This window comes from Amnibacterium soli (genome assembly GCF_039544415.1).
Lineage (GTDB): Bacteria > Actinomycetota > Actinomycetes > Actinomycetales > Microbacteriaceae > Amnibacterium > Amnibacterium soli.
The window spans coordinates 317,816-338,193 of the sequence record NZ_BAABLP010000001.1 but is presented as its reverse complement, the minus strand read 5'-3'; the positions used below and the strand labels follow the sequence as shown (position 1 = coordinate 338,193).

At 69.4% G+C, this 20,378-nt stretch carries 16 protein-coding genes, 1 tRNA gene and 1 pseudogene; 9 read left to right on the top strand and 9 right to left on the bottom strand.

All coding sequences use genetic code 11. From position 1 onward, the window contains the following. The first annotated feature begins 104 nt into the window (after positions 1–104). From ABEA53_RS01615 to ABEA53_RS01600, 4 genes are read left to right on the top strand one after another with little or no spacing between them, the layout of a single operon-like run. A complete protein-coding gene (locus ABEA53_RS01615) occupies positions 105–1,484 on the top strand; it encodes an aldehyde dehydrogenase family protein (protein WP_345479171.1) in 1,380 nt (459 codons plus the stop codon). Beyond that, complete coding sequence (gene rfaE2 / locus ABEA53_RS01610; protein ID WP_345479170.1) at positions 1,481–2,938, top strand: D-glycero-beta-D-manno-heptose 1-phosphate adenylyltransferase; 1,458 nt, start codon at positions 1,481–1,483, stop codon at positions 2,936–2,938. The genes ABEA53_RS01615 and rfaE2 overlap by 4 nt, the downstream gene beginning before the upstream one ends. Continuing rightward, complete coding sequence (locus tag ABEA53_RS01605; protein WP_345479169.1) at positions 2,931–3,803, top strand: glycosyltransferase family 2 protein; 873 nt, start codon at positions 2,931–2,933, stop codon at positions 3,801–3,803. Before rfaE2 ends, ABEA53_RS01605 begins: the two co-directional genes overlap by 8 nt. Positions 3,804–3,856: 53 nt before the next feature. Then, positions 3,857–4,057, top strand: coding sequence for a DUF2795 domain-containing protein (locus ABEA53_RS01600; protein WP_345479168.1), 201 nt, complete (start codon positions 3,857–3,859; stop codon positions 4,055–4,057). Positions 4,058–4,117: 60 nt separating this feature from the next. Here the strand turns inward: ABEA53_RS01600 and ABEA53_RS01595 are convergent, their stop codons facing one another. The 5 genes from ABEA53_RS01595 to ABEA53_RS01575 all read right to left on the bottom strand — a co-directional run bounded on the left by ABEA53_RS01595 (position 4,118) and on the right by ABEA53_RS01575 (position 9,422). Next, entirely contained in the window at positions 4,118–4,690 is a 573-nt protein-coding gene (locus ABEA53_RS01595) for a LemA family protein (protein ID WP_345479167.1), read from the bottom strand. Between the two features lie 74 nt (positions 4,691–4,764). Beyond that, positions 4,765–5,460 (bottom strand): glycosyltransferase family 2 protein, encoded by a 696-nt coding sequence (locus ABEA53_RS01590; protein ID WP_345479165.1) that lies wholly within the window; start codon positions 5,458–5,460, stop codon positions 4,765–4,767. Beyond that, the gene (locus tag ABEA53_RS01585) at positions 5,457–6,800 is read right to left on the bottom strand and encodes a PIG-L family deacetylase (protein WP_345479164.1); all 1,344 of its coding nucleotides are present in this window, start codon (positions 6,798–6,800) and stop codon (positions 5,457–5,459) included. Before ABEA53_RS01585 ends, ABEA53_RS01590 begins: the two co-directional genes overlap by 4 nt. Beyond that, positions 6,797–7,837, bottom strand: coding sequence for an acyl-CoA dehydrogenase (locus tag ABEA53_RS01580; protein WP_345479163.1), 1,041 nt, complete (start codon positions 7,835–7,837; stop codon positions 6,797–6,799). The genes ABEA53_RS01585 and ABEA53_RS01580 overlap by 4 nt, the downstream gene beginning before the upstream one ends. 136 nt (positions 7,838–7,973) lie before the next feature. Then, positions 7,974–9,422, bottom strand: coding sequence for a DUF222 domain-containing protein (locus ABEA53_RS01575; RefSeq protein WP_345479161.1), 1,449 nt, complete (start codon positions 9,420–9,422; stop codon positions 7,974–7,976). Positions 9,423–9,562: 140 nt separating this feature from the next. Here ABEA53_RS01575 and ABEA53_RS01570 point away from each other — a divergent pair. Continuing rightward, positions 9,563–9,636: transfer RNA gene (locus ABEA53_RS01570), tRNA-Leu, on the top strand. A 7-nt stretch (positions 9,637–9,643) separates the two neighbouring features. Here ABEA53_RS01570 and ABEA53_RS01565 read toward each other — a convergent pair. Further along, positions 9,644–10,840, bottom strand: coding sequence for a tyrosine-type recombinase/integrase (locus tag ABEA53_RS01565; protein WP_345479160.1), 1,197 nt, complete (start codon positions 10,838–10,840; stop codon positions 9,644–9,646). Positions 10,841–11,519: 679 nt separating this feature from the next. On the opposite strand from ABEA53_RS01565, the gene ABEA53_RS01560 reads away from it, so the two are divergent. Then, on the top strand, positions 11,520–13,235 hold the full coding sequence (locus ABEA53_RS01560) for an ATP-dependent nuclease (RefSeq protein ID WP_345479159.1): 1,716 nt from the start codon (positions 11,520–11,522) through the stop codon (positions 13,233–13,235). A gap of 197 nt (positions 13,236–13,432) precedes the next feature. Here ABEA53_RS01560 and ABEA53_RS01555 read toward each other — a convergent pair whose 3' ends face one another. Together ABEA53_RS01555 and ABEA53_RS16905 are read right to left on the bottom strand one after the other, a co-directional pair. Beyond that, positions 13,433–14,257 carry a hypothetical protein gene (locus tag ABEA53_RS01555; protein ID WP_345479158.1) on the bottom strand — a complete coding sequence of 275 codons (825 nt, stop codon included), beginning with the start codon at positions 14,255–14,257 and terminating at the stop codon, positions 13,433–13,435. A 138-nt stretch (positions 14,258–14,395) separates the two neighbouring features. Next, positions 14,396–14,593, bottom strand: a pseudogene (locus ABEA53_RS16905) (tyrosine-type recombinase/integrase); the annotation flags it as partial. A 33-nt stretch (positions 14,594–14,626) separates the two neighbouring features. On the opposite strand from ABEA53_RS16905, the gene ABEA53_RS01550 reads away from it, so the two are divergent. Together ABEA53_RS01550 and ABEA53_RS01545 are read left to right on the top strand one after the other, a co-directional pair. Further along, positions 14,627–14,947: a hypothetical protein gene (locus tag ABEA53_RS01550; RefSeq protein ID WP_345479157.1), complete on the top strand. Its 321-nt coding sequence runs from the start codon at positions 14,627–14,629 to the stop codon at positions 14,945–14,947. 497 nt (positions 14,948–15,444) lie between these two features. Next, a complete protein-coding gene (locus ABEA53_RS01545) occupies positions 15,445–18,891 on the top strand; it encodes an NACHT domain-containing protein (RefSeq protein WP_345479156.1) in 3,447 nt (1,148 codons plus the stop codon). 342 nt (positions 18,892–19,233) lie between these two features. Here the strand turns inward: ABEA53_RS01545 and ABEA53_RS01540 are convergent, their stop codons facing one another. Then, entirely contained in the window at positions 19,234–19,914 is a 681-nt protein-coding gene (locus ABEA53_RS01540; protein ID WP_345479154.1) for a class E sortase, read from the bottom strand. 60 nt (positions 19,915–19,974) lie between these two features. On the opposite strand from ABEA53_RS01540, the gene ABEA53_RS01535 reads away from it, so the two are divergent. Continuing rightward, positions 19,975–20,376, top strand: a complete 402-nt coding sequence (locus ABEA53_RS01535; RefSeq protein ID WP_345479153.1) for a DUF6993 domain-containing protein — start codon at positions 19,975–19,977, stop codon at positions 20,374–20,376. Positions 20,377–20,378: the final 2 nt, after the last annotated feature.

Here is a 20,378-nt window from a genome sequence, read left to right as displayed (position 1 = left end):
CTGGCTCTCGGCTGACACTCAGGAGCCCCCGGGGGCGCGCCGGGTACTTTGATCGGGCGTCGGGTACCCACGGCGACATCGCCTCGAAGGGATTCCCACTCCGCATGCTCTCCGCCGTCGACGCCCGCACCCTCGAGATCACCGACCCGTCGAGCGGCGAAGCCGTCGGCACGGTGGCGGTCGCGACCGACGCGGAGGCGGCCGAGGCCGTGGCCCGCGCGCTCGCGGCCTTCCCGGCCTGGGCCGCGACGCCGCCCGCCGAGCGGGGGCTGCGCCTCCGCGCCGCCGCGCAGGCGCTCGCCGCCCGCGCCGACGAGGTCGCCGCGATGAACACCCGCGAGACCGGCAAGTCCGCCGGCGACGCCGCGGGCGGGGTCGAGGCGGCCGTGAACACGCTGCTGCAGTACGCGGAGCTCGGGCCCGTGCACCGCGGCCGTCGGCTCAACGGCGCCTGGGACGCGGTCGACGTCGCGACCCCGCAGCCGCGCGGCGTGGTCCTCGCACTCACCCCGTGGAACGACCCGGTGGCCGTGGCCGCGGGCCTGCTCGGCGCCGCGATCGTCTCCGGCGACACCGTCGTGCACAAGCCGAGCGAGCGCTGCCCGCACACCGGTGCGCTGCTCGACGAGATCCTCGCCGGCGCGCTGCCCGAGGGCGTGCTCGTGCACGTCACGGGCGACGGCGTCACGGGGGCCGCGCTCGCCGCCTCCCCCGACCTCGCCGTCATCGCCCACGTCGGCTCGACCGCGACGGGCCGCAAGCTCGCCCTGGTCGGCGCGCAGAACGACGTGCACGTGATCCGCGAGAACGGCGGCAACGACCCCCTCGTCGTCGACGCGGGCGTCGACCCCGTGTGGGCCGCGGGCCAGGCCGCGCTGGGCGCCTTCGCCAACGCGGGCCAGATCTGCACCTCGGTCGAGCGCATCTACGTGCACCGCGACGTCGCGCAGCCGTTCCTCTCCGCCCTCGTCGCGGAGGCGGACGCCTGGACGCAGCGGTCGGGCCAGCCCCTCGTCGACGAGCGCATGCGCGCCGCCGTCGCCGCGCAGGTCGACGGCGCGGTCGCCGCGGGCGCCGAGCTGCTGACCGGCGGCGCCGTGCCGGAGGGCCCGGGCAGCCACTACCCCTGCACCGTGCTCAGCGGCGTGCCCGAGGGCGCCGAGGTGCTGACGGAGGAGACGTTCGGCCCGGTCGCACCCGTCGTGATCGTCGACGACTTCGAGGAGGGGCTGCGGCTCGCCGCCGCGGACCGCTACGGCCTCGCCGCGACCGTGCTGACCCCGGACATGACGCACGCGCACCGCGCGGCGGCCCTGCTGCCCGTCGGCACCGTCAAGGTGAACGCGGTGTTCGGCGGCGCCCCGGGCGGCAGCGCGCAGCCCCGCGGCGCGAGCGGCGCGGGATTCGGCTACGGGCCCGAGCTGCTCGACGAGATGACCACCACCACGGTCGTGCACTTCGGTCTGCCGGGCGGCCGCGCGTGACCGCCTCGCACGACGCGCTCGTCGACCGTGTGCTCGCCTTCCGCGGCGGGCCCGTGCTCGTCGTGGGCGACCTGCTGCTCGACTCGTGGATCGCCGGTCGCGCGGAGCGGATCAGCCGGGAGGCGCCCGCGCCGGTCGTGCAGGTGAGCGCCCGCGAGGACGTGCCGGGCGGCGCCGCGAACACGGCGATGAACCTCGCGGCGCTCGGCGCCGAGGTGCGCCTGATCGGTGCGGTCGGCGCGGACGAGGCGGGCACGACGCTGCTCGCGCTGCTCGATGCGGCCGGCATCGACACCGCCGGGGTCGTGCGGCTCGGCGACGTGCCCACCACCGTGAAGACGCGCGTGTCCGCCGCCGGCCAGGTGCTGCTGCGCTTCGACGACGGCCAGGAGCTCGACGCGGAGGCGGCCGCCGCCGTCGCGGCCCGGCTGCCCTGGGCGGTCGACGGCTGCGCCGCGATCCTGGTCTGCGACTACGGCATGGGCGCGGCCGGCGCCGCGGTGCGCGACGCGCTCGGCACCGTCGAGCGCACCGCACCGCTCGTCGTCGACGCGCACGACATCCTCGCGTGGGCGCCGCTGCGTCCCGACGCGATCACCCCGAACGCCGCGGAGACCGAGCTGCTGCTCGGCCGCGCGCTCGGGTCCGACCGCATCCGCGCCGCGCAGGAGGCGGGCGACGAGCTGCGCCGCCGCACCGGCGCGACCGGCGTCATCGTCACCCTGGACCGCGACGGCACCGTGGTGCACGGCCCGGGCGCCCCGACCCGGACGCTCGCGAAGCCGGCGCCCGACGCCAACGCGAACGGGGCGGGCGACACCTTCGCCGCGGGCCTGACGCTCGCCCTCGCCGCGGGCGTCGACCTGCACGGCGCCGCCCGCTTCGGGCAGCTCGCCGCCGACGTCGTCGTCCGCACCCCGGGCACCGGCGTCTGCACGATCGCGGACCTGACCGCCTCCCTCAGCGAGGGCGCCCGCATGCTCGACGAGCCGGCGCTGGTCGCCGTGCTCGCCACCGAGCGGGCCGCGGGCAAGCGGATCGTGTTCACGAACGGCTGCTTCGACGTGCTGCACCGCGGCCACACCGCCTACCTGAAGCAGGCGCGCGCCCTCGGGGACGTGCTCGTCGTCGCGGTGAACGACGACGAGTCGACCACGCGCCTCAAGGGGCCGGGCCGCCCGCTCAACCCGGCCGCCGACCGCGCCGGGCTGCTCGCCGAGCTGTCCTGCGTCGACTACGTCACCGTCTTCTCGACGGACACCCCCGTCTCCCTGATCGAGACGATCGAGCCGCACGTCTACGCGAAGGGCGGCGACTACCTGCCCGAGATGCTGGTGGAGACGCCGGTCGTGGAGGCGCACGGCGGCGAGGTCCGCATCCTCGACTACGTCAGCCCCCACTCCACGAGCGGGCTCATCGCCCGCGCGAAGGCCGCCGGGGTCGCGGATGCCTAGCCGCCGCACCGCCCGCGACTGGGCGAAGCCGCCCGCGTTCCCCGCGCCCGCGGTCGACGTGCTGCTGCCCACCTCCGGGCGCATCGCGGAGCTCGCGGTCGTGCTCGCCGGCCTCGCCGCGCAGGACGATCCGGCCTTCCGCGTCACGATCAGCGACCAGTCGGACGACCACGCGATGGCGGACGCGCCGGCCGTGCAGGCCATGATCCGGGTGCTCGAGGCGCAGGAGCGCGAGGTGCGGGTGCTGCGGCACCTCCCCCGCCTCGGCATCGCCGAGCACCGCGCGTTCCTGCTCGAGCAGGCGACGGCGCCGTACGTGCTCTTCCTCGACGACGACGTCTGGCCCGAGCCCGGCCTGTTGGCGACGCTGCACCGGGCGATCGAGGACCTGGGCTGCGGCGTGGTCGGCGCGGCCCAGCAGGGCCTGTCGTACATCGGCGACGAGCGCCCGCACGAGGAGGCGCCGTTCGCCGCGTGGGAGGAGGAGGTGGAGCCCGAGCGGCTGCGCCCCGACTCCCCCGGCACCGAGCGCTGGACGCTGCACAACGCCGCGAACCTCACGCACATCGCCGCCCGCACGGACCTGCCCGACGCCGGGTGGCTGCCGTACCGCGTCGCGTGGACGGCGGGCTGCGTGCTCTACCGCCGCTCCGCGCTGCTCGCCACCGGCGGCTTCGACTTCTGGCGCGACCTCGGCCCGAACGTGGGCGGCGAGGACGTCGTGGCGCAGTGGCGGGTGATGGAGCGGTTCGGCGGCGCCGGCGTGCTCCCCTCCGGTGCGGTGCACCTCGAGTCGCCCACCACGATCCCCGACCGCAGCGTGGACGCCGTGCACGCCGTGTTCGAGCACGACCCGGTCGGCTGACCGCCGACCGCACGAGACGCCGCGAGACCGCGGTGCAGGAGGAAGGAACCACCATGGCCGACATGCCGAACCCCATCGAGGTCCAGAAGCACCTGAAGGGGATGGACTACCCCGTCTCGAAGGACACGATCCTCTCGACCGCCAAGGACTCGGGCGCCGACCAGGCGATCCTCGACGCGCTGGGCAACATCCCGGACCGCGAGTACGACGGCCCGAACGCGATCAGCCACGAGCTGTCCGCCAACAACGGCTGACACCCCCGTCGCAGCGGAGAGGGCCGCTTCCCCGTCGGGGAAGCGGCCCTCTCTCGTTGCTCAGAACTGGATGCGGGGCGGCTGCGCGATCGCGGCGATGTCCGCCGCCTCGAAGAACTCCCGGCCGTCGAAGCCGAGCCGGCGGGCGAAGACGGTGTTCGGGAAGACCTGGATCTTCGTGTTGAACTCGCGGACGCCGCCGTTGTAGAAGCGGCGCGACGCCTGGATCTTGTCCTCGGTGTCGACGAGGTCGCCCTGCAGCTGCAGGAAGTTCGGGCTCGCCTGCAGCTGCGGATACGCCTCCGCCACCGCGAAGACCGACTTCAGCGCCTGCTGCATGTGGTTCTCGGCGGCGGTCGCCTCCGCCGGGGTGGAGGCGGACAGCGACTCGGCGCGCGCGCTCGTGACCGACTCGAACACGGTCTTCTCGTGCGTGGCGTAGCCCCGCACCGTCTCGATGAGGTTCGGGATCAGGTCGGCCCGCCGCCGCAGCTGCACGGTGATGTCGCTCCACGCCTCGTCCACCCGCACGCGCAGGGTGACGAGCGAGTTGTACGTCACCCACAGGTAGAGGGCGAGCAGGACGATCAGCAGCACGACGACGGCGATCGAGATCCACACCGCGGTTCCCATGGGCGGAAGCCTAGGGCGACCCGCGGGGCCGCCCTCCCCCTCCTGGGACCTTCACGGTCGATGCCGGGTCGCGGTCAGGTCGCCGCCGGAGCCGGGAGGACGCGGGTGCGCAGGTAGGTGGCGAACCCGCCCTCGGTCCGCGAGCGCGGGCGGGCCGACGTGACGACCGGCGCGCTCGCGGTGCTGTCCACGCGCCCGCCCCGCGCGAGCACCGCGCGCACGAGCAGCACGTCCTCCTGCACGGCGACGTCCGGGAACCCGCCCGCGGCGAGATACGCCTCCGCGGTCACCCCCAGGTTCGCGCCGTGCACGTGCGCGTGGCGCTCGGTCGGCGGGTGCAGCGCGAGCCAGCGCCGCAGCTGGGCGGGCGTCAGCCCCGCCGGGTCCGGCCGCACGGCGCCGCGGAGCAGGTCCGTGCCGCGCTCGGCGTGCTCCAGGTGGACGGCGAGCCAGTCCGCCGGCACCACCGAGTCGGCGTCCGTGCTCGCGATCCAGGTGCGCGCCGCGGCGGGGCCGTCCGTCGTGAGGGCCGCGCGGACCGCGGCGGCGCGCGCCCCGCCGACCCGGCCGGCGGAGGAGCGCACCACGAGCGCTCCCTCGCCGGCGGCGAGCTCGGCCGTCCGGTCGGTGCAGGCATCCGCCGCGACGACGACCACGACCGGCACCGCGCATCGTCCCACCGCCGCCCGCACGGCGGCGAGCGCCGCCGGCAGGCGCTGCTCCTCGTCGCGAGCCGGGATCGCCACGACCACGCGGTCGATCCGCGTCATCGCAGACCGGTCGCGGTGGCCACGCTCGCGGCCGGCTCGACCTGGAGCACGTCGAGCAGGAAGTCGTCCTCCACGTGCTCGACGAGGCGGCGCGCACCGAGCCGCTCGCGGATCACGCGGTGCACCTCGTCCCCTCCCCGATCGAGGCCGAGCACGTGCGGGCGCCAGTGGCACGCGACGAAGACGCCGCCGGGCGCCAGCGCGGCCCGGCACCGGTCGACGAGGCGGTCGAGCGCGTCGCCGGCGAGGTAGAAGCCGACCTCGGACAGCACGACCAGGTCGAAGGGCGCCGCGTCCCAGCCGTCGTCCCACTCCTCAGGCAGCCGCCGCTGCTCGACCACCGCGTGGGGCCGCTCGCGGAGGCGGTCGCGCGCCTGCGCGATCGCGCGGTCGGCGACGTCGGTCGCCACCACCTCGTCGGCGCGGTCCGCGAGCTCGGCGGTCAGGACGCCGGAGGAGCAGCCGATCTCGAGCACGCGGCCGAACCGCGGCCGCGGCAGCGTCGCGAGCAGCAGCGCGCGCTTCCGCTGCTCGTACCAGCGGTCCGTGAAGCCCCACGGGTCGTCCGACACCGCGTACATCGCGTCGAAGTCGACGGGCTGCGCGGAGACGGGCGTCGGGAGGTACACCTCGCTGCCGCTGCGGAAGTGGGCGAGGACACCGGGCTGCAGCAGCGCGGCGTCGCCGGGCGCGGCCGAGAGCGCGGCGATCTGGGTGGCGTGGAGGTCGATCGCCTCCCGCTTCGCGGCGAGCGCAGCGGCGTCGAGGTCGAGGCGCACGGCCGTCGGCAGCTCGGCACCGGACGGCTCGCCCCAGTGCCACGCCCAGATCGGCGCCTGCAGGTGAGCGGAGCGCCGGATCGCCGCGACGTCCGCGGCCGCGCGCGCCACGGCCGCGTGGTCGGGATGGCCGTCTCCCTCCCACGTGCTGACGACCGTGTCGCCCGGCCGCACCTCGGCTTCGAGCGCCGCCGCCAGCTGCTCGGCGTGGGCGGCGAGCGCGCCGTCGGGCAGGCGCAGCAGCACCGTTCGAGCCTCGGGGGCGAGCCGCCGGACGGCTGCGACGACCTCCTCCTCGCGGGCGCGGGCGAGCCGTTCCGGCGTCCAGGACGTGGAGCCGGGATGCGACGCCTCCCCGTTCGACGCGACGACGACCGCGACGGGCACACGCCGGGCGGCCGTCATCGCGATGAGCCCGCCGGCCATCAGGGTCTCGTCGTCCGGGTGCGCCGCGACGACGACGAGCCGCCGCAGCGGGCCGGTGTCGAGCGGCGGCAGCGCGCTCCGGTACGCCCGCCAGGCCTGCTCGGAGGTGCCGGGCTCCGCGGCGTCGAAGCTCACGCGGCTCCCCCTTCCGCGAGCACCGCGCGCCCTGCGGCGGCGTCGTCGCGAGCGGCGTGGTGCTGGCGGAGGTAGACGGTCAGGTCGGCGACGCGCCGCGCGTGGTCCTCGTCGAAGGCCAGCGGCGCGGGGCCGAGCGCATGGCCGACCAGCACGAGCACGCGCTCCGCGGCGTCGGCCACGACGCCGCGGACCCGCGCGGCGAGCAGCGCACCGTCCGCGCCGACAGCCCGTCCCTGGTCGATCCGGTCGGCCGCGCCCTCGAGCACGCTCCTCGCGGACCACAGCAGGCGGTCCGCCTCCCCGATGGCCGCGAGGGCGAGCTGGTCGGGAGGCCGCCGCTCGCTCGCCCGGCTCAGCGCCGCGGCGAGGGCGACCGCGCCGCCGAACCAGCAGGCCGCAACGCCGATGCCGCCCCAGGCGAAGCCCGGGCGGCGCAGGTACCAGCCGGGCCCGCCGACCGGTGACGCGCTGACGCCGTCGAGTCGCAGGTCGCCGCTGTCGACCGCCGCGAGCCCTCGCGACACCCAGGTGCCGCGGAGCGCGGCGGCGCCCGGGTCGTGCAGGTCGAGGTCGTAGAGGCGTCGCGCCTCCCCCTCCCCGGCGGTGAGGAGCGCCCGGTCCAGCGCGCCGGCGAGCGAGCACCAGGGCTTCGTGCCGGTGAGGCGGACGCGGTCGCCGTCCTGCTCCACCGAGACCGGGTCGAGCCCCGGCCGCTCGGCGGCGTACACGCCGTACGCGCCGTGGCCGGGCTGCAGACCGGCCTGGTCCAGGATGGCGAGCGCGTCGAGGTGCGGCTCCACCACCCTCGCGACCGTCAGGTCGACGGCTGCGACGGTGGCGAGCACCGACAGGTACCCGGCGGTGCTCCCGCCGCCGGGCAGCGGGGCTCGCCCGCCGAGCGCGCGGGCGACGCGGAGCGCCTCGGGCAGGTCCTCGATCGCGGTCCGCGCCTCCTCCGCCACGTCGGCCAGCAGGGCTGGATCGACATCGGCGAGGCGGACGGTCGGCGGCGCGGAGAGCGGTCTGGGAGCCACCTGGGCAGGCTAGGCGGGGCCGCCTGTGCCCGGGCGGCAGCACGGGTTCCGTGGATGCGGCGGGGGCAGGCGCTTCGGCGGTCGGCAGGACTGCGCTGCGGATCGACACCGATGAGGATCCGCGTCGAGCGCCGGGTCAGGTCCCGGTCGCGCGCCACGGCGTCGGGCGCACGACCGCCCACCGGCGCAGGCGGGTGATCCGCGCGTCGTGCAGCACCCCGCGCTGCCGCCGATGCCGTTCCGCGGGCGGACCGGTCCAGTGCACCGGAACGACGAAGAGGTCGCCCTCGTGCCGCACGATCCGCACCGGGCTGCGCACGGCGTGGACGAGATGGTGGTGGTACGAGCAGAGCATGATGCCGTTGCGCACGTCGGTCGGGCCGTCGTCGCGGGCGAACCACGCCGCGTGGTGGGCCTCGAGGTAGGGCGAGGGCGTGCGGCACCCGGGGTGCTGGCACCGGCCGCCCGCACCGACGGCGAGCGCCTTGCGCTGCGCGGGGCTGAACAGCCGGCGGCTGCGACCGAGGTGGAGGGGCTCCCCTCCCTCGTCGGTCACCAGGAGGCGGATGCCGCCGGTGCAGACCCGCCGCTCGACGACCGGGATCGGGATGCCGGCGAGGACGCCGACGGGGAACGCCTGCCCGCGACGGGCCTCGAGCTCGGCCGCCGTGATGGTGACGACGGTCTCGTGGATCACCTCGGACGCGACGTCGGCCTGGTCGGCCTTGACGCCCGCCTCCAGCGCCTCGAGGAGCGTGTCGTAGTCCTGCTGGGCGCGCGACCGAGGCCGGCCGCCGCCCGGGCCCTCCTCCTCCCGCCACTCCGCTCCGGTCGTCTCAGGGTCGTCGTCCGATGCCGGTTCCGTGCGGACGAGCTGGAGGCCGCGGCGACGCGACTGCAGCAGCTCCTTGAGCATCGCGAGGTGCTCCGGCGTCAGGACGACGGTCGCCCGGGTCATCCCGTCCGCGGTCGTGCGTCCGATGCGGAGCGCGCGCTGCAGGTGCTGCTCGGGCCGGTCCGGGTCGGCCCCGTCGGGGTCGAGCGCGAGCGCCCAGGCCGCGGCGACGTCGTGCAGGGTCTCGACGTCGCTCACCGTCGCGGTGTCGGTGAGCGCCTCGACCATCACATCGAGGTCCTCCGCAGCCACCCGCCTGCCGATGGCCTTCGCGGCGTTCACGACGACCCGGGCGGCCTCGACTCCGACGGCGCCGCTCCGCACCGCGTCGGCGAGCACCGGGTGGCGCCCGGGCAGCAGATCCCCGTTCAGCGCGACGGAGGGGGCGAGCGCGGTCCCGAGCGCGACGCGGCGCTTCGCCTCCCGCGAGTCGATGCGGCACACCTGCTGCACGAGCTCGTCGCCGTCGCGGGCGCCGCTGCGGAACGCGAGCGAGTCCTCCCCGAGGCGCTTCCGCGACCGCCGCTCGAGCTGCGCCGCCGCATCGATCCGCATCGCGTCCACGAGCCGGCCGAGCTCCTCGACACCGGCGGTGTCGGCGAGCACCTCGTCATCGGAACCGGACGCGAACCGAGGCGTGACCGCTCGGGCGGCGGCGATCGAAGCGACCAGGTCTGCTGCGGCTCCCATACCTTGATCACATCACGGGGCACCGACAGCGCCTCACGCTCAACAAACAGCTGATCAGCGGAATCGTTTCAGGATCATGGCGTGGCGACCGCGTCGACGACCGCCCCGGGAACCGACACATCGGTAGAGTCCACGCGCACGCCCCCGTAGCCCAATCGGCAGAGGCAGGCGACTTAAAATCGCTTCAGTCAGGGTTCGAGTCCCTGCGGGGGCACCCGTCCTCAGGGCCCTACTTCCTCGGAACGACGCGGATCTCGGGTCTCTCCGGCCGTCGCCTGCGGGCGAGAACTGCACGAAAACTGCACAACTTCAGCAGAACGAGCGCGATCGAGGGCCACCGAAACGGCCTCTATGTCCTCATCGAAGAGGTCCGCGTAGACGTCCAGGGTCATCGACGCGGAGGCGTGACCGAGCATCCGCTGCACCGCCTTCACATTGGCGCCGGCGCTGACCGCAAGGCTCGCGGCGGTATGCCGGAGGTCGTGGATCGTCGGCGTCGGGAACCCCGGATCCGCCGCCTGCGCCCGAGCGATCGCCTGCACCCACCAGCCGCCTTTGACGGTGGGCTGATTCAGGTGGTGGATGCCATCGCCGAAGACGAGCGCACTCGACGACTTGCCTCGGCACCGCTCGGCGAGCTCAGCGGCAAGGAAGGGCGGAATCGGAACACGACGGGCGTGATGTGACTTCGGCGTGCCGACGATGATGCGACCGCCCACCCGCACCGCGTTCTCGACGACCGAGACCCGACGCCGACCGAAGTCGACGTCGCGGACGTGCAGGGCGACGGCTTCGCCCCAGCGCAGACCGGTGTAGGCGAGGAACCGGACGAGCGTCCCCTTGTCGTTCGCGTATCGGGCAAGCATCTCGACCTGCTGGTGACTCAGGTACGCGTGTCGCTTGCCGTGCTTGCGCGGGAGATGCACTCCCCGGGCCGGGTTGGCGCTCAGCCGTCGGTCCCGGACCGCCGTGTCGAGGATCGAGGCAAGGACGCCGTAGGCGCGGATGACGCTGGTTGCACCGAGCGGGTGCTGCGGGTGGATGCTCGGCGCCGTTCCCTTGATCAGCTGCGCGACCCACGCCTGCACGTCGCTATGCCGGATCCGGCCAACCTCGGTCCCTCCCCATCGAGGCGCGACGTAGACGCGCCACGCGGTCTCGAGCGTGGCGTACGAACTCGGCTTGAGGTGGGTCTGCGCGGCCAGCCACTCGGGTCCGAGGTCACCGACGGCCGCCCTGGCATCGGTGGGATCGATGTAGGCCCCGTGCGCGACCGAGGTGCTGACAGCGTTGAGGAACGCCTCCGCCTCACGTCGCGTCAGGAATCCGGCCTTCGCCTTCGAGCGCCGCTCTGGATCGCGGTAGCGCACCCGATACCGGCGACCGCCATCGCTCGAGTACCGCTCGATGCTGCCCATCCATCCGACTGTTGCGGGAGAGAAGCGACGACGCGAGTCGTCTGTGATCAGGAGTCACAAGCGCGTCGGACTCGGCCTGTGGAGAACATCGCAGACGGCGGTTGTCGCGCGAACCCGGCTCCAGTCAGCTAGCACTCCGGACCGCTCACACGCACACCGCCCTACCCGAACTGCTCCCGCACCACGCCTTCAACGCACCGACCTCGCTGCCACCATCCATATCCGGTTGCCCCTCTCGCAGTCGCATCCGCCTACCCTCCATGCCTTCTGCTTCCCGCACCATCTCCTCGCACCCACCTCACTTCCCGCCTCCTCCAGATCTCCTTACCCCAAAATCCCCGCTCTTCGTCTTGCCCTGTCCTGGCCTGCCACCTGTACTCCTGAACCATCCTCAGTCAGCAACGCTTTTCTGCTGAGTGAGGGTGGTTCAGGAGCCGCGTCAGCGGAGGTGGCAGGCCAGGACAGGGCAAGACGCCCGAAACCCCTCGTCGCACCCCTCGCGTTCAACGAGGGGCCCGGCGAGGGGTCCAGCAAGCCGCGTCCGCTCTGCAAACACTGCCACCGACAGTGGTACCGAGACCTTGCTACTGCAGGTGACGACTCACCCTCAGGCGCGCTTCCTCAGCACGAGGCGCATCTGCGGCAGTATCGGCTCGGCAACGAAGGAGTCCCAGCACAAGTGGAACTGACAGAGCTTCGCGTAAGGAACTACCGCACGATCGGCGCGGAACAGACACTAAAACTGACCTCAGGTACCACACTTGTTGGACCTAACAACAGCGGGAAGACAAATCTGCTTCGGTCGGTTCTGCTCTTTTTCACGGGCTACGACAACCTTGCGGGCTACCGCCGGGCAGTCGACTTGACGTTCAGCGCAGGCAGCCAGCGGACGAGCCTCACCGCAACCGTCACGCTTGATCGGGGCGATGACGCAGACGTTGAAGCACTAGGTCTGCTCGACGAACTCCACGCCATTGTTGGAATTGAACGCGACGCCGACCGAATGACCATCAATCTCTACTTCACTGGCGTCAACGACACGCCGGTATACCGCGTCTTCGGCAATCAGAAGATACCCGCCGAGAACGCCCCCAACTTCAGTCGTAAGCAGAAGCAACTGGTCGAAATCGTCCTGCACCGCTTTCGGTGTCACTACGTTCCCTCCGCCAAAAGTATCGGCAACCTGTACAACGACCTGCTCCAGCCATTTCTCACGGAAGCGGCCTATCGGGCGATCGAGCCACATCTCGATGCAGTTCGGACGGAACTCAAGGCCGTGTCCGACAGCCTCAATAAGGAGCTCACAGAAGTCGGACTTCAGTCCATACAGGCAACGTTTGGGCTGGGAAATGACAGCCCTTCCAGCATGCTGACCGGCTTTGACTTGATGGTGGCCGACCCTGAACTCACACCGCTAACAGAAAAAGGTCAGGGCATTCAGTCAACCGCGCTCTTCGCCTCGTTCGTTTGGATCGCCGAACAGGAGCGAGCCCAAGGAATCAGCGCCATCTGGTTGATCGAAGAGCCCGAGTCGTACCTGCATCCAGAACTCACTAAAGCCTGCCAACGGCTCCTAGCCAACCTTGCGAGCAAGTCGACCGTCCTCCTGACAACCCATTCACTCGGGTTTGTTCCGCCAGACGTGCAAATCGTTCAGGGGATTGATCTCGACGGTGGTCGGACTGTAGTGAACACCTTCCCCAATCATCGCGCAGCCACTCACCGCATTCGGCAGTCGCTGGGGATCGAGTTCTCAGACTATTACAACCTCGGCGCCACGAACGTGTTTATGGAGGGACCGTCCGACGTCGCGATGATTCGCTGGGTGATGGACGCCATCGATTCGGGCGGAGCAAACTACCCGCTAGTGCGGGCCGCGCTCATTCAGGACTATGGCGGCGTATCCCAGCTCGAGGGCTTCTTGAAGGCGGTGTATGAATTCATCCACGTGGAGCGCGCCGCGGTGGCCGTGTTCGACGGAGACGCCGCGGGCCATAAATCAAGAAAGGCATTGCAGCAATACCTCTCGCAGAAAGCGATTCAGTTCCAGCCCAATCGAGAGTTCGTCTCGATCCGCTCAGGCTTCGCCATTGAAGGACTCTTCCCTGATCAGTGGATCATCGATCTTTACGCTGAGCATCCGTCTTGGTTTGAGGACTACTCCGTAGATGCAGGAAATAAGCTGGAACCGTTCCGTCTGAAGGACAACTACAAGACGAACGCCCAAGGATGGCTTCGAGGGCGTGCGGACGCTACTCCCCCACAAGATTGGGAGGAACATTGGGTCGAGGTGTTGAGCGCTATTGAAGCCTCCCTTAAGCGCCAGCTCGCCGCCCTCGAGTCGGGCACTCTCGAGGCGCTCGCTCCAGACGAGAAAACATTGATCGCGGGGTAGTCCTACGAACTAGCGCGGATGCGACGGGAAGTGCTCCGCCGCGCATCCTGCTCCTCGGCGCAGCGATGGGTGCCTGACCAGGGACCGCTGTCCGCACCAATTCCGTGGACCCGTTATGCCAACCACTCCTCTGTCCCGCCAGAGCATCCTTGTAGGGCCCGCCCGGATCGTGGCCGAGCCAAGGTCTCTCCTTTCACTTACGGCTGACGGTGCCCTGGTGTGCGCTCCATCCTCAACCATCGCTTCCGCCGACGTGTAGCCGCGGAAGAAGTGGAGCGAGCCCAGTCGGCCGATCCTGCTATACGTTCGTAACCGACGGCGAGGAGCAGCCGTTCGGAAGCCGGTCCCGTGCACTGCAGGCGCGTAGCAACTTCTTCGACTGACCAGGTCGGCTTCACCTCGAGCCATGAGCGCAGCACTTCCGGCTGCGCGATATCTGACTCCTCCCATGCCTTCATATTGACGATTGCGGCCGCATCACTCTGACGCCGCCGCCGCCACCGAAGCAGCCGCCGGCCACCTACGCTTGCCGCAGCGAGAAGCGCCGTGGAAATTGCGTTGTAGACCACGTTTATGCCGACAGACTCGAGGAACGCGACAAAGTCCGGCACGATCTCGCCGCCGCCGTACCCGCCAGGGTGATACGAGAGCACAATTTCGTATGGATCGCGATCGATATATCCCGCGCCGGCAGCCCGTCCAAGGTCTGCTATGCGGGTCTGACCTGGGTAGCGAACGCTCGCGCGGTAGAGCGAGCCATCGATGCGTACCGCCCAAAGCTCGAGGCGGTTGTGGAACTGGCCCAGCTCGTCGCGGGCACCTTCCAGTGGCGCGAAGCGCATCAGGCACGTCGGTCCACCGGCCTGCCGGTCCTTCCAGTACAGGAACGTACGAGCGTCCGGGTCGTGCTTCCCGAGAACCGCATCAATGGCCCCGCCGAGCGTGGTGCTTTCGTCGGTCGCAACCACGACCAGTGGGATGGGCGCGATGGGGCGACGCTCGTCCCAATCGTCGTCGGACATGAGGCGGAGGCGAAGCTCGTGCGACACGAGAAGAGCCTGGCAGTTCAGGCCGTTAGACGGCTCTCGGAGAGGCCGAACCCCTCCAGCTGTCCCCTTGAACGCTCGCACACGCCGAGACCACACCAGCGTGTACAGGTTCGTGGTCGCGATCGATGGGTGGCCCAGCCGCTCGGACACCACTGCCAGGTCGATGCCCTGCGCGATCAGGAGCGATGCGTGCTGCTGCCGGAGTCCCTGGAAGGTCATCACCGGCAGCACCGCTCGCTGGACCAGCCGCTCGAAGCGCCTCGTCACGAACTGCGGTAGGACCGGCGTGCCGTCCTTGCGGGTGAAGACCCAATCGCTGCCACGCCATTGGTTCTGTCACGCTTGCCGGTCGCGCTCCCGAGTCTCGCGCCAGCTCTGGAAGGCAGCGACGGCTACCGCCCCGAGTCCGACGCGCCGGTTCTGCCCAGCGGCCGTCTTCGCTTCGCCCTCGGCTGCATGCCCGCTGGCGTCGACCCGGTGCCGGCGGACGACGAGCTCGCCGCCGTCGAGATCGAGATCGAGATCGAGATCGAGATCGAGATCGAGATCGAGATGGAGATCCCCCCACTGGAGCCCGAGGAGCTCCCCCGTCGCACATCAGTGAAGACGGCGGTCTCGAATAGCGGCCCGAGCCGGTCAGCGCTGGCGATGTCGAGGAAGTGACCTGCCTAGGCCGGTTCCCACACCTGGCGGCGCTGCGGTCGCTCCGGCGGAAGCGCGATGTTCGATGCGGGTTCACATCGACGAGGTCGAGGCGATGCGCGGAACTGAGCGCACTGGCGAGCGCGGCGGGCGCGGACCGGACAGGCACCACACCGCGTCCAGCAGGTACCTGCTCATGCAGGAACCGATCGACGTGGGATGGCGCAGCTCGCTCAGGCGGAGGTGCCCGCGAGCAGGCTGCCGGCCCCGTTCGACACAGCGCAGGTACATCTCGCTCGTCGATGGCCTCTGGCCGTCCTGGATGCGGCGCTCCACCCGCTCTGCGAGCCACTGGTGGCCGTGAGGCCTCGATCAAGGCTGTAGCTCAGTCGAGGCGAAGGAACAATATGGGCATCTACAACGAGTAGGCCCGGCACCGGCATCGCACACTCCCCGGGCGCAACCTCGAGCCTCCAGATCTACGAACTTTGCCCCAGGCCGTCTGACAGAGTTTCCGCATGCTGGACCTAGTCTCCCTCAGCCTGAAGCTTGCTCCTGGGGCTGCCTCAGCTCTGCGGCGAGCGTTCGGCGCGGAGGAGTTCGCGAACGCATTAACCGAGGAACAAGGTTGGGCGAGGCGACTCCTGAAGGGCCGCGACGGACTGATGCTGGTCGCCGTAAACGTGGCTGAAGCCATGGGCGAGGACCAAGACGTCAAACGCGAACTCGGCGGAAGTAGAGCAGAGTGGACGATTGCTGGCGAAGAGGTTGGGGGGGTCCTCCGCCGCGCCTTTGATACCCGAGACGCGCTCTTACAATCAGTTGCCCACCCCGGAGAAGGCATGAGGAGATGCCTCGACTCCGGAGGCCAGGCTTTGATTGACTCGTTCCGCGAGGAGGAGCAGGCAGTTGCCAGGGTGAAGGCGCTCTTGCAGTGCTCAGTTTCGGTCGTCGAGAACTTGGTTCCCCGGGCGCGATGGTTCCTTGAGAGCGCTGCCGTTCGACAACTTCAGTTCGCGGACCGGGCGGAGGCGTTGGCCGAAGAAGCCGTAAGCGCACTAGACGCACTTAACTCTGCAACTTTCAGCGATCACCAGCACTTGGACCGGAAATGGTCGGACGTGGTAAAGCGAGCAACAGTCATGCTTAACGTACCTCCGGAGTACTATCCGGCCGGCTTTTCCAACCGCCTCCTGGCCGAGGACCTGCGGGTGACCCGAATAGACGAGCGGGATATTACGACCATAATAGAACGCGAACCCGACGCTTTCGACACTACGCGCCTCTACTCTACCGCTCGGCCCTACGGTCGTGCCATCAAACTCACCGAGATTGTCAACGACTCACCATTCACGGTTCTTCTCGGGAATCCTGGGTCCGGGAAGAGCACCCTCGCGAGAGATCTGGCTGCCGAAGTTCTCAAATCGGGAAGACTCGCCGCATTCGCCCGACTGGATGACCTCGCTTCCGTGCTTGAGTCAACTGTCGCACCCGCTGACGAGTTCGAAGCTATTGCTGCGGTGTCGGTGGCCATGACTCGCACCGTACAAATAGAAGTTCCGCCAAAGCCGCTCTTCAAAAGTTCGCCAGACCGGCTCGACCGAACAATCACCAAAGAAGCGGCTCTAATTGTGCTTGACGGCCTTGACGAGATCCCAAGCGCGGCTGGGTTGTCTGCTGTCAAAAGCCTCGTGCGAATCCTGGTTGACTGCCAGTATCGCGTTTTACTGACATCAAGAATCTCAGGGTATAGCACTCCCTGGGACGAAGCGACGCACGCCATCCTTCTGCCCTTGACCACAGAGGCGACGGGCCGGGTCGCGAACAATTGGTTCGACCTGACTAACAATGCAAAAGCGCAAGCCCGATACGAGGGCGCCACTAGCAACGATGCGCTCTCCGACGTCATTAGCAACCCGCTTACGCTCGGCTTCGTTTGTTTCGTCTCCCACCACGGAGACATACCCTCGGGCGAGGCTGGCATCTTCGAGCGCTTCGTTGACCACTTCCTCCGTCGCAAGTGGCACCCCCCTGAGCAATGGGTGAACGACGACGCCGCGGTCGCGACATCCGTGCGAATGGCGACTGACGTGGCGTGGACGATGGCAAGGGTTCCGCGCGGCGGAGCGCAACTCCTGTGGAGCGACACCGCAGTTCTGAGCGACTTGGAGGAGGCCAATTCCTCAGCGGAGGCTCCGTACCGCACATACCAGAGTGGCCTCCTGGTTCCATACGGACTGACGAGTTCGCCTATATCCCCCAGATTCCAACGGGTTCGCTGGATACACCGCGTGATTCACGAGCACTTCGTGGCGCGAAGACTGGCACAAAAGCTCTCAGCACACGACGGTGATTGGTGGCAAGCCTTCCTGGAAGCAGTACTTCACCCCGCCGCCTGGGGAAATGCCATCAATCAGACGTTGCAGTTACTAAGCGACTCCCCGCCTCTTCATCAGTTAATTGATGCTCTGCACCGTGAAGTCGCTATGCGGGATACGCCAGACGAGGCAATTTTAAGTACCCTCATGTGGGTCTCACGGCACTGCGCGTGCATCGGCCGACGTCAGCGTTTAGTGGACCTCTTGGTCGCTCGGGGGGATTGGCACAACGCATTCGCATTCGACAGCGCCATCGCCCTTCGCCTTGCCCTCGAATGTCCGTCTAGCGCCTCCGACAGAGCTCGAATTACCGAAGCTGTCTCCCGCAACCCGTGGCGCATGTCATTCAGTGAACATCAGATTGACGCGTTGGTAGACGCGAATATCCTGACCCTGAGTGACAGGCGTTGCGCGGAGGTGGCGTGGGTTGCGCGGCTGCGAACTGATCCTCTCAAGTGGTGGCCGTTAGCGCTGGAAGACGCTCGAGAGACGGGCCACATCATCGCGCACCCATGGCTCCGCAAGAAGGACCCAAAGATTGCCAGAGAGCTCGCGGATGCGGTCGTCAATCATTTTCGAGAGGCGCCAAGCCTAGTAAGTGCCGACGAGTTGCTCCGGTTGAACGACGAAGTTCTAGACGAGTTGGCTGCGCGGGATCTGGAGGATTTGCCGCCCCGAGTCGGGATCGCCGTCGAATTTCGTATGTTTAGCAGCGGTGGCGACCCGGCGCCGATGTGGAGATCCATTGCAGCCAAGATGCGGAGTGGGCCTCAACATCTCCGAGATATCTTAGCATTCGGGCCCGTTTTAGAGGAGCAACTGGGCTGGAAGCCCGCCAATCCGGAGCATTCGAGTTTGATTCCGGTTGCCCGAGCGGCGGCCTACTTTGACTCTTTGAACGGCGACTTTCAGTTCGAACCAGAACTGACTTTGACCGAGTACTCGCTTCCGCTTGCGGAAGCTATTATCGACGGCCTTGGCACGGATAGCATAGATACCGCGAGCCGCGTGGAAACGGTTCTGTGGGCTTTGTGCGTGCTTGCGGTTACGCCTTCCGCGAAGACATTCGACAAGTTGCTTCGGCTTCGCCTGTCAGCCGAGCAGCCAGCCTTCCTTCAAGACGTTGAGTTCGCGTGGATTGATGCTGCAGCATTCACGGCGGTAATGAACGGGCACGACTGGAAACTTCTCGTTGCTGAGGCCCGCCAAGATATCGAGGCGGAGCGACGTCTGGGACGGTCTGGCCTGATTTTGTGCATCTCGGCCGTGATATGGTCAACAAATCGTCGTGTTCGCGAAGTGGATCGTCAGGCGGTTTCCGCGCAGGAGGCTGTAGCAATGTACCGCGATGGACTTGAGTGCATCTTGCTCTCAGGGGAGGAATTCCCATACACCGATGAATCTGCGGCGTTGCCAGAAGTTGTGTCGCAAGATTTGAGGATTGAACTCTGTAGAGAAGTGCTCCGCCTTACTGATGGATTTCCCGACTCCATCGCTAGAAGCTTCCGAGTTGCCGCTGAAAGAACACTTGCTGAGGCTGGGGCGCTTGCGTATTTCTATCCAGCCATAGCTCGAACATTCCAATAGGCGGGCCTGGCGCGTATGACACTCGACGTCCAGCAGGGTTGCGAGGGCTGCCGCCGCTCGAGCGCACTGGCAGCTAAGGCGCCTGTCAGTACCGGTCAGGCAGGAAGCGTCGAGCGCGGCGGTCGCCTGCGCCACCGCGAGGCAGTGGCCTATCGCAGGCGGGCCCGCTGATGGTCGGAGTCGGTGCGGAGAACTGCACAAAAACTGCACACATCGCCCGTAATTAGGTGATCCTGAACCGGGTCCGGTGATCGAAGAACCCCGTACTTATGCGGATTCCGAGTGGCGACACCAGCAATGCGGGCCCAGAATGCGAGTTCGAGTCCCTGCGGGGGTACCGCGTCACAGCCCGGGCGGCGGCCCGTCCGCGGTCGGCCGGAACGCCTGCAGCAGCCCGTAGGCGATCAGCCGCTCCTTCGCGTCGTACGGCGGATCGCACGTCGTGAGCGTGATCAGCCGCTGGGCGGCCCGGACGCCGGGTCGGCCGGGCACGGGCTCGAGCACCTGCGTGGCGGTGGGCAGCACCCACTGCAGGTTGCGGAAGCGGTAGGTGTACCAGCCGTCGGCGGTCTGCACGACGATGCGGTCCCCGACTCGCAGGTCCGCGACGTGGAGGAAGGCGTTCCCCCACCCCGTGTCGTGGCCGGCGATCGCGAAGTTGCCGACGGCGCCCGGCATGGCGGTGTGCACGTAGTGCCCGACCCCGGCGGTGACGCTGTTCAGCACCTCGGCCTCGTCGACGCCCTGCCGGACCACGCGGCTCCAGTCCCGCCCGAAGCGGGGCACCCGGATGACCGCGATCGTCGCGCCGTCGGTGGTCGGTTCGGCGCGCACGGGGATGGTGGGCGCGGCGGAGGGGGTCGGCGCGCGCCGCGACCAGTCGGCCGACACCGCACGGGCGGCCTCGGCCTGCGCGTCCGCCGCCCTGGGCGTCACCACGAGCAGCTGCCAGCCCTGCACCCCGAGCACGACGGCGCCGCTGAGGACGAGCAGCGCAGCGACGGCCCGCACCAGGCGCCTCACCGGCCGGGTCTCCGCGCGCCACGGGCGTGCAGGCGCGATGCAGCCGCAGGATCGTCGTCGATGCACCGTGGAGTCCTGGTCGGCTGCGCCGTCGCCGCACTCGCCGTGCTGCTGACCGGCTGCAGCGCCGAACCGGCGCCGAGGGCGACCCCGACCGCGACCCCGCCGATCGCCTCCCGTCCGCCGAGCGCGCAGACGCGGTTCGACGAGGTCGCGCGCGCCGTGATGGCGGCGGACGCGCACCCGACGGGTCGCGCCTTCGCCGCCGCGCTGCGCCAGGCGGGCTTCGAGGGGGTCGAGACGACGCCGGACCGGACCGCGGTCGACCTCGACGTGCCGTCGGTGCAGTTCGCGGTCCGCGAGGGAGCGCGATGCGTCGTCGGCCAGTACGGTCCGGGCACCGCGTACCGCAGCGCGGTCGCGGACGCGGTCGCCGGGCGCTGCCTCGTCGGCGCCTCCTGAGG

Bases quoted from the DNA above. Each gene is read 5' to 3' on its own strand.
- ABEA53_RS01605 (WP_345479169.1), top strand. From the start codon at position 2,931: ATGCCTAGCCGCCGCACCGCCCGCGACTGGGCGAAGCCGCCCGCGTTC.
- ABEA53_RS01545 (WP_345479156.1), top strand. From the start codon at position 15,445: ATGCTGGACCTAGTCTCCCTCAGCCTGAAGCTTGCTCCTGGGGCTGCC.
- ABEA53_RS01535 (WP_345479153.1), top strand. From the start codon at position 19,975: ATGCACCGTGGAGTCCTGGTCGGCTGCGCCGTCGCCGCACTCGCCGTG.
- ABEA53_RS01590 (WP_345479165.1), bottom strand. From the start codon at position 5,460: ATGACGCGGATCGACCGCGTGGTCGTGGCGATCCCGGCTCGCGACGAG.
- ABEA53_RS01575 (WP_345479161.1), bottom strand. From the start codon at position 9,422: ATGGGAGCCGCAGCAGACCTGGTCGCTTCGATCGCCGCCGCCCGAGCG.
- ABEA53_RS01600 (WP_345479168.1), top strand. From the start codon at position 3,857: ATGGCCGACATGCCGAACCCCATCGAGGTCCAGAAGCACCTGAAGGGG.
- ABEA53_RS01595 (WP_345479167.1), bottom strand. From the start codon at position 4,690: ATGGGAACCGCGGTGTGGATCTCGATCGCCGTCGTCGTGCTGCTGATC.
- ABEA53_RS01615 (WP_345479171.1), top strand. From the start codon at position 105: ATGCTCTCCGCCGTCGACGCCCGCACCCTCGAGATCACCGACCCGTCG.
- ABEA53_RS01555 (WP_345479158.1), bottom strand. From the start codon at position 14,257: ATGTCCGACGACGATTGGGACGAGCGTCGCCCCATCGCGCCCATCCCA.
- ABEA53_RS01565 (WP_345479160.1), bottom strand. From the start codon at position 10,840: ATGGGCAGCATCGAGCGGTACTCGAGCGATGGCGGTCGCCGGTATCGG.